Source organism: Streptomyces sp. NPDC005408, from assembly GCF_040606445.1.
GTDB lineage: Bacteria > Actinomycetota > Actinomycetes > Streptomycetales > Streptomycetaceae > Streptomyces.
This window is the reverse complement of record NZ_JBEXEX010000010.1, coordinates 29540-44956: the sequence shown is the minus strand read 5'-3', so window position 1 is coordinate 44956 and position 15417 is coordinate 29540. Positions and strand designations below refer to the sequence as shown.

Annotated in this window: 13 protein-coding genes and 1 pseudogene; 6 read left to right on the top strand and 8 right to left on the bottom strand. The window is 69.4% G+C overall.

Features of this window, described 5'->3' with window-relative positions:
* The first annotated feature begins 16 nt into the window (after nucleotides 1–16).
* The gene (locus tag ABZS64_RS12630) at nucleotides 17–769 is read left to right on the top strand and encodes a metalloregulator ArsR/SmtB family transcription factor (protein ID WP_355827190.1); all 753 of its coding nucleotides are present in this window, start codon (nucleotides 17–19) and stop codon (nucleotides 767–769) included.
* Between the two features lie 210 nt (nucleotides 770–979).
* On the opposite strand, the gene ABZS64_RS12625 is transcribed toward ABZS64_RS12630, so the two are convergent.
* The gene (locus ABZS64_RS12625; RefSeq protein ID WP_355827188.1) at nucleotides 980–2194 is read right to left on the bottom strand and encodes a DUF2993 domain-containing protein; all 1215 of its coding nucleotides are present in this window, start codon (nucleotides 2192–2194) and stop codon (nucleotides 980–982) included.
* 149 nt (nucleotides 2195–2343) lie between these two features.
* Here ABZS64_RS12625 and ABZS64_RS12620 point away from each other — a divergent pair, with 149 nt between their 5' ends.
* Nucleotides 2344–2931 carry a putative glycolipid-binding domain-containing protein gene (locus ABZS64_RS12620; RefSeq protein ID WP_355827185.1) on the top strand — a complete coding sequence of 196 codons (588 nt, stop codon included), beginning with the start codon at nucleotides 2344–2346 and terminating at the stop codon, nucleotides 2929–2931.
* Between the two features lie 17 nt (nucleotides 2932–2948).
* Here ABZS64_RS12620 and ABZS64_RS12615 read toward each other — a convergent pair whose 3' ends face one another.
* Both ABZS64_RS12615 and ABZS64_RS12610 read right to left on the bottom strand, forming a co-directional pair.
* Entirely contained in the window at nucleotides 2949–3218 is a 270-nt protein-coding gene (locus ABZS64_RS12615; RefSeq protein ID WP_355827182.1) for a hypothetical protein, read from the bottom strand.
* Nucleotides 3215–4057, bottom strand: coding sequence for a phytanoyl-CoA dioxygenase family protein (locus ABZS64_RS12610; protein WP_355827180.1), 843 nt, complete (start codon nucleotides 4055–4057; stop codon nucleotides 3215–3217). The genes ABZS64_RS12615 and ABZS64_RS12610 overlap by 4 nt, the downstream gene beginning before the upstream one ends.
* Nucleotides 4058–4127: 70 nt before the next feature.
* Between ABZS64_RS12610 and ABZS64_RS12605 the strand changes: the two genes are divergently transcribed.
* The gene (locus tag ABZS64_RS12605; protein ID WP_355827177.1) at nucleotides 4128–4934 is read left to right on the top strand and encodes a helix-turn-helix domain-containing protein; all 807 of its coding nucleotides are present in this window, start codon (nucleotides 4128–4130) and stop codon (nucleotides 4932–4934) included.
* A 12-nt stretch (nucleotides 4935–4946) separates the two neighbouring features.
* Here the strand turns inward: ABZS64_RS12605 and ABZS64_RS12600 are convergent, their stop codons facing one another.
* The 4 genes and pseudogenes from ABZS64_RS12600 to ABZS64_RS12585 all read right to left on the bottom strand — a co-directional run bounded on the left by ABZS64_RS12600 (nucleotide 4947) and on the right by ABZS64_RS12585 (nucleotide 9133).
* Entirely contained in the window at nucleotides 4947–5801 is an 855-nt protein-coding gene (locus ABZS64_RS12600; protein ID WP_355827495.1) for a carbohydrate ABC transporter permease, read from the bottom strand.
* A 21-nt stretch (nucleotides 5802–5822) separates the two neighbouring features.
* Nucleotides 5823–6782, bottom strand: coding sequence for a sugar ABC transporter permease (locus ABZS64_RS12595; protein ID WP_355827174.1), 960 nt, complete (start codon nucleotides 6780–6782; stop codon nucleotides 5823–5825).
* A gap of 1 nt (nucleotide 6783) precedes the next feature.
* Nucleotides 6784–8063 (bottom strand): annotated as a pseudogene (locus ABZS64_RS12590) (extracellular solute-binding protein).
* Between the two features lie 53 nt (nucleotides 8064–8116).
* Entirely contained in the window at nucleotides 8117–9133 is a 1017-nt protein-coding gene (locus ABZS64_RS12585) for a PfkB family carbohydrate kinase (RefSeq protein WP_355827171.1), read from the bottom strand.
* 137 nt (nucleotides 9134–9270) lie between these two features.
* On the opposite strand from ABZS64_RS12585, the gene ABZS64_RS12580 reads away from it, so the two are divergent.
* The 3 genes from ABZS64_RS12580 to ABZS64_RS12570 are packed head-to-tail and all read left to right on the top strand — an operon-like array spanning nucleotide 9271 to nucleotide 14418.
* On the top strand, nucleotides 9271–10020 hold the full coding sequence (locus ABZS64_RS12580) for a DeoR/GlpR family DNA-binding transcription regulator (protein WP_355827169.1): 750 nt from the start codon (nucleotides 9271–9273) through the stop codon (nucleotides 10018–10020).
* Nucleotides 10017–11357 carry a 6-phospho-beta-glucosidase gene (locus ABZS64_RS12575; RefSeq protein WP_355827166.1) on the top strand — a complete coding sequence of 447 codons (1341 nt, stop codon included), beginning with the start codon at nucleotides 10017–10019 and terminating at the stop codon, nucleotides 11355–11357. Before ABZS64_RS12580 ends, ABZS64_RS12575 begins: the two co-directional genes overlap by 4 nt.
* A gap of 10 nt (nucleotides 11358–11367) precedes the next feature.
* Nucleotides 11368–14418, top strand: a complete 3051-nt coding sequence (locus ABZS64_RS12570; RefSeq protein WP_355827163.1) for a glycoside hydrolase family 38 C-terminal domain-containing protein — start codon at nucleotides 11368–11370, stop codon at nucleotides 14416–14418.
* 10 nt (nucleotides 14419–14428) lie between these two features.
* Here ABZS64_RS12570 and ABZS64_RS12565 read toward each other — a convergent pair whose 3' ends face one another.
* A complete protein-coding gene (locus ABZS64_RS12565) occupies nucleotides 14429–15370 on the bottom strand; it encodes a lytic polysaccharide monooxygenase (RefSeq protein WP_355827160.1) in 942 nt (313 codons plus the stop codon).
* Nucleotides 15371–15417 lie beyond the last annotated feature (47 nt).

Genomic DNA, 15417 nt, shown 5'->3' with positions numbered 1-15417 from the left:
ACCTATTTTGGAAGGCATGGACGAGGTGTTCAAGGCACTGGCCGACCCGACGCGCCGCAGCCTCCTCGACGAGCTCTTCCGGGAGGACGGGCAGACGCTCAGCGCGCTCGAGGCGCGCTTCGACATCAGCCGCTTCGGCGTGATGAAGCACCTCAAGCAGCTCGAGGAAGCAGGCCTGATCGTCACCAGGCGCCGCGGCCGGGAGAAGCTCCATTTCCTGAATCCCGTCCCCATCCGGCTCGTCCACGACCGGTGGGTGAGCAAATACGCGGAACCCTGGGCGGCCGCACTCAGCGGCCTCAAGAGCCGACTGGAGAGCCCCATGGAGAAGGTCTTCGAGATTTACATCCGCACCACCCCTGAGCGCCTCTGGGAGGCGATCACCGATCCCGATATCAGGAGCAAGTACAACTTCGGCATGCGGGTCACCTCGGACTGGAAGCCCGGCGGGCGCTTCGAGATGAGCTCCCCCAAGGCCGAAGGCCTGCTCGGCGAGGGGGAGATCCTCGAAATCGATCCACCGCGCAGGCTCGTCCAGAGCATGGTTGCGCTCTGGAGCGACGAGGTGAAGGCCGAGGGCACGTCGAGGGTCACCTGGGACATCGAGCCCGTCGGCGACTCCTGTCGGCTGACCGTCACGCACGACCAGCTGCGCGAGGGCGCGAACGACGAGCTGTACGGCGGTTGGCCGATGATCCTCTCCGGCCTGAAGACCTGGCTGGAGACGGGCGAGCTGCTGACCACGCCGGGGTCACTCATGTACACCTAGGTCCTGTCCGGTCGATCAGGCCGGATCAGTGAGCGGTCTGGCGATGGGGGCACCTCCCGTGCCCGAGAGGCTACGGGGGAGTGCCGTGCCAGGGCACGCGAGCCCGGCAAGATCGGCCGGACAGGACCTAGACCGGCCCCGGCGACCGGCTTTTCCGGTACGGCTGTGCGCGGCGGGAGGGACTCGTACCGGAAGAGCCGCCGGGTCACCTCAGGAACCGCCGCCCGCCTGCCCGATACGCAGGCCCGAGCCGACGACGCGGGCCTTGATGCCGTCCTGCTCCACGGTGATGTTCTGCAGCTGCAACTCCCTCAGCGATCGCGGAAGTTCGAACGAGAGCGACAGGCGCTCGGAGAGCTCCGGGGGCTTGAGCGCGACCAGCGCCTCGACCAGGCCGGGATCGATGCCCACCTTCCGCAGCAGCTGCGGATGCTCGAGCACCACATCGACGAGATTGACCTTCATCAGCCGCTCGATGAACTTCGGTGCGTCGGTGAGCCGGTGGAGCTCCTCCTCGCTCCGCAGCGCCCGGCGCACCTGCTCCCTGGGCACTCCCAGCCGGTCCACGATCGCGGGCACTGACAGCAGGGACTTCAGCCGGCCGCCTTCCTGGCTGATCAGCTCGGCCGCCTCGCGGTGGAGCCGCAGGCCGGAGTGTTCCGGGTCCTTGCCGGGCCGGTAGGTGGCCACCCGGGGGATGTCGAGCTGCATACCGTCCAGGGTGGTGGTCAGGGACCGCTCGCTGTCGCGCTGGATGTGCGCCTGTGCCCGTACGCGCAGATCCTGTCCGGCGACAGCGAGTTCACCGTTCACCCGCACGGCGTCGGCGCCGCTGCCGGTGAACTTCAGCTGTGAGGCGCCCAGTTCACGGTTCAGATCGTCGAAGGAGAGCAGCACCTCGCCGTCCAGACTGCCGATGACGGCACCCTTGATCGAGCTCGGGGCGTCTCCGACGATGCGTATGTCCGTGGCGGTGGCCCGCACCTCGGCCAGCGAGACACGATCGGCGGAGACGTCGGGCACAGTGACATCGACGCGGTCGATCCGCTCGTCGAGCAGCTGGGTGAGAAACGGAAAACCGTGGATGTCGACCTCGGGCCTGGTGGCGAGCCCGAGCGACTTCTGGAGCTTGTCCGCCGCCTTGCTCTGCGCGTAGTACTCCGCGAGGCGGTCGGCGAGCAGCAGACAGAGGGTGCACAGGACGGCCGCGGCGGCCAGCTTCACCACCGCGGGCAGCGCCGAGAACCGGCTCCTGCCCCGGTGGTTGGGCGGTGTCCAGTCGTCGTCGTCCGGGTCGGGCGTGAGCCCGAGCTCCAGTGGGTCCCGCGGGTCGTAGACACTGAAGTCCGGTTCTGGGTCTGCCAGTTGAGCGAGTTCTTCGTACGGATTTCGTGGATGCGCTGATATGCGTGTGGGGGGTCGCATCGCCTCATCCCACCACGCGGGACACCCTCGAACGCAAGTCCTACTACCGATGCGTAATGGTTTGAGCCAAAAATCGGCGACTCTGCGGCGGCGATGGCGTGGCGCGCGTCACCGTGCCCGCGGCGTCGCAGGCTCATAGGCTGGGGGACATGGTCACGTCTCACGTCCTCACATGGGAAGTCACCGAGAGCCAGGGGTACGAGACCGCGTGGATCGAGTTCCGTGGCTCGACGCTCCAGGCCCGCGGACGCGCCGTCGGAACCCGGCCCGAGGTGTACTGGATCTCGTACGACCTCGACACCGGCGAGGACTTCGTGACCCGTGAGCTGCATGTGCGCGCCGCGACCGCCCACGGTTCGCGCGAACTGCGCCTGCTGCACGACGGCTCCGGCCGGTGGACCGCGGACGGGAAGCATCTGCCCGAGGTCGACGGCGCGCTCGACTGCGATCTCGGGCTGTGTCCGCTCACCAACACCATGCCGGTCCTGCGGCACGGGCTCCACCTGGCGCCCGGTGAGCGGACGTTCCTGATGGCCTGGGTCTCGGTGCCGGATCTGACCGTGCACGCCTCGCGGCAGACGTACACGCATCTCGGACGCACCGGGAGCGGTGCACGCATCCGTTACGCCTCGGGCGACTTCCGCAGCGATCTCGAGTTCGACGCGGAAGGGCTTGTGATCGACTATCCGGGTCTCGCCCACCGCATGTCTGCGAGCGCGGGGCCGCGACCCGAGTAACGAGATCCGGGTGCCAGTCAGTTCACCTCGTGCAGCTTCTCGAAGAGGAACTCGTGCTTGAGGAAGGACGTGTCGTACTCATGGCCGGCCTGCGGGGGAAGCAGCTGGGAGGCCTGGAACAGCCGCCAGCCGTCCTGGAGCGCGGCCACCCCGGACTCGTAGGGAGGCTCGTCACTGTCCCCCGTGGTCGGCCTGGTGCCGCCGGTGCCGTCGTAGCGCGACCAGCCGACCACCTCCGAGTCGAGCGCGGATGTCGCCAGATACAGGACGAGGACCTGCTGCCTCATGAGGTGCTCCCGAGGGTCGGGCGGTTGTCCACGCGGGTCGCCCAGTAGTCGATGTCGAAGGAGTCGTCGCCGGTCAGGGCGCGCCAGAGGCGGACGCGGTTGTGGATCTCCAGCCGGCCGGTGGCGTGCTCGTACCACGGGAAGGTGGTGCTCAGTTCCTCGGCGACGGCAGGATCGGCGAGGTCTCCGGTGTCCCACAGGCGCACCTGCGGGACGGTCGGGTTGAAGCGGATCTTGAACATATAGCGGCGCGTTGCACTGTCGTTGCGCCGGCCGCCGTGCCACAGGCCGTGGTGCAGAAGCACCACCGTGCCCGCCGGGCAGGTCAGCCGCGTCTGGCCGCGCAGATTCTGGTACCGCCCGGTGTCGCTCTCATTGGTGCGGCGCAGATGGCTGCCCGGCACGCTGAGGGTGCCGCCCATCTCGGCGGTCACCTCGTGCGGGTAGTACATGAGCTGGACGTCGAAGGCGTCGGGGCGTACATCGATGATGGCGTCGCCGTGCAGCGGCTGAGCGTTGCCCTCGCGGGGCTCGCGGATGTGCACGGCGTGATGGTCGACGGTCGGCGCGGGGCCGACGAGGCTGCGCAGGGCCCCTTCGACCGGCGGGAGTTCGATGAGGCGGCGGGCGAACGACCCCTCGGGGAAGGCCTCCTCGGCCGGAGTGCCGAACGGCACCTCGGGGATTCCCTCGTCGAGGACCTCGATCGCACGGTCGTTCATCTCCTGGGGCACGACCGCGTCCAGCCGCAGTGAGCCGTACGCGACGAACCGCGCCATCCGGACCGAGGAGAGCAACTCGGTGCTGATGCTGGTACTGGTACAGGTGCTGGTAGGCATGCGGCAACCGTAGAAACGAACTGCGCGCCTGTCGTGGGCTGCAATCATCGACTACTGGTAATTTTTCACCATGGACCGTGTGGAGATCCGGCTGGACGAGCCCCCGCGTGTGTCGGACATCGGGGTCGGAGTGCACGGCGTCACCGGGCGGCACGACGTGTTCCGTCTCACCGGTCTGTGGCAGCTCCATCTGTACGGCTACGAGGGCGAGCTCGCCCTCGGCGGCACGACACATCGCATCCGTCCGGGCCGGGTGAGCCTGATCCCGCCCGGCGAAGAAGTCCACTTCCACTACCGCGGCCGGTCCGAGCACCTGTACGCGCACGTTCAGCTCTCCGTATCGGGCAAGCGCCACACCGTGCCGGTGATGCAGGACGCCGGAGCCGACGCGCCGCTGCTGTCCGCGCTGCTCCGGCGCGGCGTCACGGCGATGCCCGGTGCGCCGTCCAGGGCGGCCGCCGCCGCATGGGCCGCGCTCTGGCAGGTGGTGGAGCTGAGCACGCCCGCGCGCACCGAAGGGCCGCCGCCCGCGGTCGCTGCGGCCATGGCCCATATCGAGGCGCATCTGGCGGTGCCCCTGACGGTTCCGGAGATCGCGCGGGCGGCCGGGGTCTCGCACAACCACCTCACCCGGCTCTTCCGCGCCCAGACCGGCCTCACTGTGGTCGCCTACATCCGCCGCAGGCGCCTGGAACGGGCCCGCCATCTGCTGCGCGCCTCTACACTCGCCATCCCCGCGGTGGCGGCTGCGGTGGGCATTCCCGATCTGCAGGCCTTCAACAAGGCCTGCCACCGCGAACTGGGCGGCTCCCCCCGCGCCGTCCGTACCTCCGACTCGCCGCTCTACACGCGGCAGAGCGTCCGGGACCGGCCCTGATCGGCCGCAGCGTCAGCGAATGGCCCCCTTGGCCAGATCGGCGATCATCTGCCGGGCTCCGATCGCGAAGACGATGAGCAGCGGAATCAGTGCGAGCAGCGCGCCGGTCATCACCATGCCGTAATCCGTCGTGCCGTGTACCCCGTTGAGCTGCGACAGCGCGACCTGCAGCGTCACATGGTCGGGGTTGACCAGGGCGATCAGCGGCCAGGCGTAGTCGTTCCACTGGCCCATGAAGGTGAAGATGCCGAGGAAGGCGAGGCCGGGACGGACGACCGGCAGGGCCACATGCCAGTACTGGCGCAGGAAGCCGCAGCCGTCCAGCCGGGAGGCGTCCATCAGCTCGTCGTGGATCGCGCGCTTCATGTACTGGCGCATCCAGAAGATACCGAAGGCGTTCGCGGCGGCCGGGACGACGAGGGCCGTGAGGGAGCCGATCCAGCCGATCCGGGCCATGATCACGAACTGCGGGATGGCCTGGAGCTGGGCAGGGACCATGAAGATGCCCATCATGATCACGAACAGGGCCCGGCGGCCGGGGAAGCGGAACTTCGCGAAGACGAAGGCGGCCAGCGAGTCGAAGAACAGCACCAGGAAGGTCACGGAGCCCGCGACGATCAGGGAGTTGAGCATCGAACCGAAGAAGTCGACGCTGTCGAAGAGATTGCGGAGGTTCTCGCCGAAGTGCGAACCGGGCAGCAGCTTCGGCGGGAACTGGAAGATGTCGCTCGTCGTGTGCGTCGACATGACGACGGTCCAGTAGAACGGGAACAGCGAGAGGACCACGCCGCCGATCAGCGCGAGATGCAGGGCGAGGCCCCGGGGCCGCGCGCCCTTGACGGCCTTCGTCCCCTTCATGGTGCTCATGGTGCCCATGGCGGTCTCCCTCTACTTTTCCCGGCGCTGGACCAGGCGCCAGTTGATGATCGAAAAGACGGCGACGATCAGGAAGATGCCCCACGCGATCGCGGCGCCGTAGCCGAAGTCGTTGTTGTCGAAGGTCTGCTGGAAGAAGTAGAGGACCATCGTCTGGCCGGCGTTGTCCGGACCGCCCGCGAAGGTCGAGGTGTTGGCGGTGGTCTGAAGCAGCACCTGCGGCTCGGAGAAGCTCTGCAGTCCGGTGACCGTCGACACCACGAGCGTGAAGAGGATGACCGGCCGCATCAGCGGCACGGTGACCCGGAAGAAGGTCTGCACGGGCCCTGCGCCGTCGACGCGAGCGGCCTCGTACAACTCGGTCGGGATGGTCTGCAGACCGGCGAGGAAGATGATCGCGTTGTAGCCGGTCCACTGCCAGGTCATCAGCGAGGCGATGGCGACCTTGATCCCCCAGGGCGTGTTCAGCCACGCCACCGAGTCCAGACCGATGCCCTGGATCACCGCGTTGACCAGGCCGAAGTTGGTGCTGAAGATCGACCCGAAGATGATCGCGATCGCGACGACCGAGGTCACGTTGGGCAGGAAGTACGCCAAGCGGTAGAAGCTCTTGAAGCGCACAGCGGAGTTGAGCATCACCGCTGTCACCAGCGCGATGAAGAGCATGGGGAGCGTAGCGACGGCCCAGATGATCAGGGTGTTGCCGATGGCGTGCCAGAACTGCGCGTCGCCGAGGAGATAGCGGTACTGGGACAGGCCCGCGTACTCCATCCGGCCGAGGCCGTCCCAGCGGTGGAACGACAGATAGAGCGAGAAGCCGACGGGTATCAGGCCAAAGCACAGGAACAGCAGGTAGAAGGGCGAGATGGCGAGGTAGAGCCGCCAGTACCCGAGGATCGAGCGGGACTTGGGCGGCGCGGCCGCCGGAGCCGCAACGGCGGCGCGGTTCTCGATCGTGGGTGCCACGGTCATCTCAGCTCACCCCCAGATGGTCCGCGATGCGCCGGCATTTGCTCATGGCGTCCTTCCAGGCCTGGTCCGGGTCCTTGCCCAGGGTGTGCACCTTGGTGAGCTCGTCGTTGACGGGCTGCTGCAGAGCCGTGTCGTACGGGCTGTTGTAGGCGACCGGGATCTTCTCGGCGGCCGGGCCGAAGACATCGATGGTGATCTGCCCGCCGAAGAAGGGGTCCGGGTCGCGCATGGCCTTGTGTCCGTACGAAGCGGGGGTGGAGGGGAAGAGCGAGGCGTCGACGAAGCCGCGGGTCTGGTTGTCCGCATTGAGCAGCCAGGTGATGATCGCGAAGGCCTGCTCGGGCTCCCGGCATGCCTTGGTGACCGCGAGGAAGGAGCCGCCGATGTTGGCGGCTCCGCCCGGCATCTGGGCAACCCGCCACTTGCCCTTCGTCTTCGGCACGGCCAGCTTGAGGTCGCCGGCCGCCCACGAGGCGTTGAGCTGGCTGGGGAGCCGGCCCTGCTCCATGCCGCGTTGCTGTCCGGTGTGCCGCTGACCACCTTCGATATCAGTCCGCGGCGGCGTGCCTCGATCGCCAGGTCCCAGGCGTCGGTCACATGCTTCTGGTCGCCGATGAAGTGCCGGTCCTTGTCCACGAACCGCTGGGTGCTCTGGTTGAGGGCGTTCCCGAAGATGGAGAGCGGGTCGATGACGAGGTACGCGCCCGGGATCCGCTTCTTCAGCCGCTCACCGGCCGCGAAGTACTTCTCCCAGGTGTCCGTCTCCGCCGCGACATCGGCAGGTTCGGCCGGCAGACCGGCCCTGTCGAAGACATCGGCGCGGTAGTAGTGGACGACGGGCCCGGTGTCGATGGGGAACCCGACCATGCGCCCGTCGGGGGCGATGCCCTGCTCCCACTTCCACGGCAGGTACTGGTCCACCAGCCGGTCGGCGCCGAGGGTGCGCAGGTCCACGAACTGGTCGGCGTTCGGGAGATACGAGGCCATGTCCTCGCCCTTGAGCCCGGTGATGTCCGGCACGAAGGCCCGGCCCGCCATGGTGGTCAGCAGCTTGGACCGGAAGTAGCCACCGATCTGCACCGGCCTGAGCTCGACATCGGTGAAGCGGCTCCTGGCCTTGTCCACGACCTTGTCGCTCAGTCCGCCGGTCCAGTACCACAGGGTCATGTTGCGGCCGGTGGAGCCACGAGGAACCGCGCAGCCTGCCGCAGCGGAGCCGAGCGCCGCGGCGGCCGTCGTGGCCAGTCCCGCGCGCAGCAGCCCTCTTCGGGAGAGGTGCACTGCTCCCACCGCCTTTCGGTGTGATCGGACGTTCGGGGTGTTCGGACGGATGGTCAGCGGGGGGTGACGGGTGCGTGGGCGGGGGCCGGCCCGGGGTCGGCCGGTATGCGGTCGGCCAGGAAGCCGTAGGCGCGCGCCAGTTCGCGGTCGCGTGAGCCGGTCGTACGCCACCACCGGTCGATGCCGTGCCAGCCGGGCGCGGCGAACGCGCCGGTGTGGTGCTGTACGGACAGGCCCGCGGCGAGGCAGGCGAAGCGCAGCCGGTCGGCGAGTGGCCAGCCGCCCAGGGTGGCGGCGACGAAGCTCGCGCCGAAGATGTCCCCGGCGCCGGTGGCGTCGATGGCATCGATGTCGAGGGCCGCGACCTGGGCATGTTCGCCGGTCGTCTGGTCGACGGCGAGTGCGCCCGCCCGGCCGCAGGTGATCACAGCCAGAGGGGTCAGCTCGGCGAGTCCGGTGAGGGCGGCAGCGGGGCTGTCGGTGCGGGTGTAGCCCATGGCTTCGGTGTCATTGGGCAGAAAGGCATGACAGAGGGAGAGCTGCTTGAGCACCTCGCCGGACCACTGTTCGGTGGGGTCCCAGCCGATGTCGGCGAAGATCAGGGTGCCGGTGGCCGCGGCCTTGGCGAGCCACTCCTGTGGTTCGGCGCCGATGTGAACGAGGGCGCTGCGGGCGGACGGCGGGTCGCCGAGCAGTTCGTCCTGGGTGTAGCCGGGTTCCTGGCCGTGGGTGACCAGGGCCCGGTCGTGGTCATGGGCGAGGGAGACGGTGACCGGGGTGTTCCAGTTCTCCGCCGTACGGGACAGGGAAAGGTCGATGCCCTCCTGCGCCGCGAGGATCTCCCGGCAGTGCGCGCCGTAGAAGTCGTCGCCGAAGACCGTGGCGAGCGAGGTGGCAAGGCCGTAGCGGGCGGCCGCGACGGCGAGGTTGGCGATCCCGCCGGGGCCGCAGCCCATCCCCCGGGTCCAGATCTCCTCGCCCGGGGTGGGCGGTTTGCCCAGTCCGGTGAGGACGAGGTCGTAGAAGAGCAGCCCGGTGAGCAGGACATCGGGCCCGGTCTCCTCGTCCACATGCACGTCCTCTCGCCAAGGAGTCGTCAAAGAGCTGCAAGGTGTGCACAGGATCGTGCGCCCGGCGCGCAGGATTGGCAAGAGTTGAGCACGAAGATGCATAGAAATGCTTGAGATTGACGAGTAGCGTTCCTGACGTGCTGGCTGAGCGACGACACCAACTCATCCTGCGGGCCCTGCGATCAGGTGGCCCCGCAGCCGTAACCGACCTGTCCGAGCGGCTCGGCGTCAGCCCCGCGACCATCCGGCGCGACCTGGTCAAGCTGGAGGAGGAGGGCCTGCTCACGCGGGTCCACGGGGGAGCCGCCGTCGAGGAGGGCGATCAGCCTTTCGCAGAGGTCGCCGAGATCCGGGTGCCCGCGAAGGACGCGATAGCGGTCCGGGCCGCGGCCATGGTCGAGGAGGGACAGTCCGTCCTGCTCGACATCGGCACCACCGCCTACCGCCTGGCCCGGCAGCTGCACGGCCGCAGGCTCACCGTGATAACCAGCAATCTCGTGGTGTACGAGGAACTGGCCGACGACACCGGGATCGAGCTGATCCTGCTCGGCGGCATGGTCCGCCGGGAGTACCGCTCCCTGGTCGGCTTCCTCACCGAGGACAACCTCCGCCAGCTGCACGCGGACTGGCTCTTCCTGGGCACGAGCGGCATCCGCCCCGACGGCCAGGTCATGGACACCACCGTGGTCGAAGTCCCGGTCAAGCGCGCGATGATCGCGGCCGCCGACTCGGTGGTGCTTCTCGCCGACGCGGGCAAGTTCCCCGGTACCGGCATGGCGAAGGTCTGCGGCCCCGCGGCCCTCGACACAGTGGTGACCAACGCGCCCGCGGACCCGGCGACGAGCGCGGCGTTCGACGAGGCCGGAGTGAAGGTGGTTGAGGTATGAGGCTCACGATCCTCGGCGGCGGGGGCTTCCGCCTGCCGCTGGTGTACGGCGCGCTGCTCGGCGATCACGCCGAGGGCCGCATCACCCGGGTGACCCTTCACGACCTGGACACCGCCCGGCTGACCGCGATCGCGCGGGTCCTCGCCGACCAGGCCGAAGGGGTGCCCGACGCACCGCAGGTCACCGTCACCACCGACCTCGACGAGGCGCTGCGCGGCGCGGACTTCGTCTTCTCCGCCATCCGCGTCGGCGGCCTGGAGGGTCGCGCGGCGGACGAGCGGATCGCCCTGGCCGAGGACGTTCTGGGCCAGGAGACGGTCGGCGCGGGCGGTATCGCGTACGGACTGCGGACCGTCCCTGTCGCCGTAGACATCGCGCGCCGGGTAGCCCGTCTTGCCCCCGACGCCTGGGTCATCAACTTCACCAACCCGGCCGGTCTGGTCACCGAGGCCATGGCCCGCCACCTCGGCGACCGTGTCATCGGCATCTGCGACTCGCCGGTGGGACTCGGCCGCCGCGTCGCCCATGCTCTGGGCGCCGATCCCGCTACGGCATGGTTCGACTATGCGGGCCTCAACCACCTCGGCTGGCTGCGCGGCCTGCACATCGACGGCCGCGACCAACTCCCCCGGCTGCTCGCCGACCCCGAGCTGCTCGGCTCCTTCGAGGAGGGCAAGCTCTTCGGCCCCGACTGGCTCCAGTCGCTCGGCGCCATCCCCAACGAGTATCTGCACTACTACTACTTCAACCGCGAGGCGGTACGCGCCTATCAGGAGGCCAAGCAGACCCGTGGGGCCTTCCTCCAGGAGCAACAGGCCGCGTTCTACGCGAAGATGGAGCGGCCGGACGCTCCGGCGCTCGAGACGTGGGACCGCACCCGCGCCGAGCGCGAGGCCACCTATATGGCACACAACCGCGAGGCCGCGGGGGCGGGTGAGCGCGACGCGTGCGACCTGGAGTCGGGCGGCTACGAGAAGGTCGCCCTCGCCCTGATGCGGGCCATCGCCCACAACCAGCGCACCACGCTCATCCTCAACGTCCGCAACCGCACGACCCTTTCGGCGCTGGACGAGGAAGCCGTCGTCGAGGTGCCGTGCTTCGTCGACGCGAACGGCGCGCACCCTGCCCCCGTATCGCCGCTGCCGCTCCACGCCACCGGCCTGGTCTGCTCCGTCAAGGCCGTCGAACGTGAGGTCCTGGCCGCGGCCGACAGCGGCTCGCGCACGACCGCGGTGAAGGCCTTCGCCCTGCACCCCCTCGTCGATTCCGTGACTGTCGCCCGCCGTCTCGTCGACGGCTACACCAGCGTCCACCCCGCGCTCGCGTATCTGAGGTAGGAGCCCGCACATGCACGACGAACGCCGCCGCATCGAGGAGCGCGTCGAACGCATCCTGGAGCAGCGCATCCAGCCCGCCGCCTACGCCGCGACACTCCCGCTCGACGTCGCGGCCTGGGAGGCCCCGGACGAGCCGGTGCCCTTCGCCGAGGCCGTGTCCCAGACGTACGAACCGTTCGCGATGGGCACTCTGTGGGGGCCGCCGTGGGGCACGACCTGGTTCCAGGTCCGCGGCGAGGTCCCCGCCGGGTGGGCGGGCCGCCGCGTCGAGACCGTCTTCGACCTCGGCTTCGTCGGCGACTGGCCGGGGAACCAGGCCGAGGCCCTGGTCCACACCCCGGACGGCAGCCCGCTCAAGGCCGTCAACCCGCAGAACCAGTACGTACCGGTGGCCCATCCGGCGGCGGGCGGAGAGCGGATCGACTACTTCATCGAGGCCGCGTCCAACCCCGACATCCTCGCCAACGACTTCCGCGGACCTACCCCACTCGGCGACAAGGCAACCGCGGGCCGTAAGCCCCTGTACACCTTCGCCCGCGCCGATCTCGCCGTACTCGACGAGGAGGTGTGGCACCTGGGCCTCGACGTTCAAGTCCTGCGCGAACTGATGCTGGAGCTCGGCGAGCACGAGCCGCGCCGGCACGAGATCATGCTCGCGCTCGACCATGCGCTCGACGCCCTGGATCTGGACGACATCTCCGGCACGGCGGCGGATGTACGGGAGCTGCTGCGGCCGGTCCTGACGCGTCCCGCGCACGCGAGCGCGCACACGATGTCGGCCGTCGGCCATGCCCACATCGACAGCGCCTGGCTCTGGCCGATCCGCGAGACCAAGCGCAAGACGTCGCGGACCTTCTCCAATGTGACCGCGCTGGCCGAGGAGTACGAGGAGTTCGTCTTCGCCTGCTCGCAGGCCCAGCAGTACGAATGGGTCCGCGACACCTACCCGAAGGTGTGGGAGCGCATCAAGAAGGCCGTCGCGGACGGCCAGTGGGCACCGGTCGGCGGAATGTGGGTGGAGTCCGACGGGAATCTGCCCGGCGGCGAGGCCGTCGCCCGCCAGTTCGTCCATGGCAAGCGCTTCTTCATCGAGCACTTCGGCATCGAGACGAAGGGCGTCTGGCTGCCGGACTCCTTCGGCTACAACGCTGCCTATCCGCAGCTGGCGAAGCTGGCCGGCAACGAGTGGTTCCTCACCCAGAAGCTGTCCTGGAACCAGACCAACAAACTGCCCCACCACTCCTTCTGGTGGGAGGGCATCGACGGCTCGCGGATCTTCACGCACTTCCCGCCGGTGGACACCTACAACGCGGAGTTCTCCGGCAAGGAGATGGCGCACGCGGTCCGCAACTACCAGGACAAGGGCCGCGGTACGCGCTCGCTCGCACCCTTCGGGCACGGGGACGGCGGCGGCGGCCCCACGCGCGAGATGATGGAACGCGCAAGGCGACTGGCGAATCTGGAGGGCTCCGCGAGGGTCAGGGTCGAGCATCCGGACGCCTTCTTCGCCGCGGCCCGGGAGGAGATCCCTGCCGACCAGGTCTGGTCCGGCGAGCTCTATCTGGAGCTGCACCGCGCCACGTACACCTCGCAGGCCCGCACCAAGCAGGGCAACCGCCGCAGTGAACACCGGCTGCGTGAGGCCGAGTTGTGGGCGACAGCAGCGGCGCTGCACGCGCCGGGCTACGCCTATCCGTACGAGAAGCTGGACCGGCTGTGGAAGACGGTCCTGCTGCACCAGTTCCACGACATCCTGCCGGGTTCGTCGATCGCCTGGGTGCACCGCGAGGCGGAGGCGGAGTACGCGCGGGTGGCACGGGAACTGGAGGCGCTGACCGGGGAGGCGCTCACCGCGCTGGGCTCGGGCACTGCGTACGTCTTCAACACGGCCCCGCGCGCCCGCGCCGAGGTGATCACCGGCCGGGACGGCACCCCCGTCCACACCGAGGTCCCGGCGAGCGGCAGCGCCCCGCTCGGCGCGGGGACGGCCCCGCAGCCGGTCTCGGTGACGGACCGCGTCCTCGACAACGGCCTGGTCCGCGTCGAGTTCGCCGCGGACGGCACACTGGCGTCCGTGCGCGATCTGGTCGCGGACCGCGAAGTCCTCGCCGCCCCCGGCAATCTGCTGCGGCTGCACAGCGATCTGCCCAACTACTGGGACGCCTGGGACATCGACAAGCACTACAAGAACCGCTTCACCGATCTGCTCGACGCCGAGTCGGTCACCGTCGTCGAGAGCGGCCCGCTGGTCGCCGCGGTACGGATCGAGCGCGCCTTCGGCAAGGGGTCGCGCATCGTTCAGACCGTCAAGGTCCGGGCCGGCAGCCGCCGTATCGACGTGGAGACCGAGATCGACTGGCACGAGGCCGAGAAGATCCTCAAAGCCGCCTTCCCGGTCGACGTCCGTGCCGAACGGTCCACCGCGGAGATCCAGTTCGGTCATGTCCACCGGCCCACCCACACCAACACCAGCTGGGAAGCGGCCCGTTTCGAGGTCTGCGGACACCGGTGGGTGCATGTCGGCGAGCCTGGCTACGGCGTCGCGGTCATCAATGACTCGACGTACGGACACGATGTCACGCGCACGACCCGCGACGACGGCGGGACGACCACGACGGTCCGCCTCAGCCTGGTCCGCGCGCCCCGGGTCCCGGACCCCGAGGCGGACCAGGGCAAGCACCGCTTCACCTACGCGCTGCTGCCGGGCGCCACGGTCGAGGACGCGATCGCGGAGGGGTACGCCCTCAATCTGCCGCTGCGCGTGGCGGACGCGGACCGGAGCATCGAGCCGCTGGTGAGCAGCGACAATCCGGCCGTGACGGTCGAGGCGGTGAAGCTCGCGGACGACCGCTCTGGCGACGTGGTCGTACGGCTCTACGAGGCTCACGGCGGCCGCGCGCAGGCGACCGTGCGCACGGGCTTCCCGCCGGCCGGGGCGCAGATCACGGATCTGCTGGAGCGTCCCCTGCCGGGCGAGCAGGTGTCCGTGCGGGAGGACGGTGGGGTGGCGCTGACGCTGCGGCCGTTCCAGATCCTGACGCTGCGCCTTTCCCGCTCGTAGAGCGGGGCTCCTACGTACGGACGCGGCGCCTGAGGACGATGGACAGCACCACGGCGACCAGCGCGAGCAGGGCGGCGGCCCCGCCGATCAGCACGGCCGAGTCGTCTTCCCGTTGCGCCGCGGCCGCGGCCTGCCGGCCGATGGGCTCGGCGGGCGGCCGGGCGGCCTGCTGCCCACCGGCCGGGGCGTCGCTCGGCGCCGCCTCGGTCGGCGCGGCGTCACTCGGCGGCGTCTCGGTCGGCGGTGGGTCGCTGGGTGGCGCCACGCTCGGCTCCGTACCGCCGCCCTGCGGGCTGTCGTTGGACTGCTCGCGGTCCGCCATCACCACGTCGGAGCAGGAGTAGTACGTGTCCGGTGTGCTGGAGTTCCGCCAGATCGTGTACAGAACATGACGGCCCGTGAGACCTTCCGGGAGCCTGCCGGAGATCCGGTAGGAACCGTCGCGCAGCTCCGGGTCGGTGGCCGTCGCGAAGGGCGCGGGCTGCAGATCGGCCCAGCGCAGCGGCTCCGACGGATCGTAGCTCTGCTTGGTGAGATACAGGCTGAACGTTCCCTCGTGCGGGATGGTCGACCGATAGGTGAGCGTGAAGGCGGATCCGGCCTTCAGGGGCGTCGCAGGCCAGTCCGTACGGGCCAGGTCCAGCCCCCTGTACTCGTCCAGGCCGGCGCTGCACAGCTGTCCGTCCGGGATGACCTGCCGGTCTCTGCCGCGTACGTCGGCGACGCGCAGGTTGTCCCAGTCCTCGAAGGCCGATCCCCCGTTGGCGGCGATGGCGGCCCGGCAGGCCGCCGAGGCTCGCTGCACGCCCTGGGAGCTGCAGGCGGCGACCCGGCTGACGGGATCGGTGGGCGCGCCGTGTGCCTGGGCGGCGCCGGCGGCGGCGACGGTGAGTACGAGTGGCACGGCACCGACGAGCGCGACGGCAGCTGCAGTGCGACGATGGACAGTCATCCGCGGCAGACCTCCTGGGTGGGCGGGGTGGCCTGCCGTGTATTACG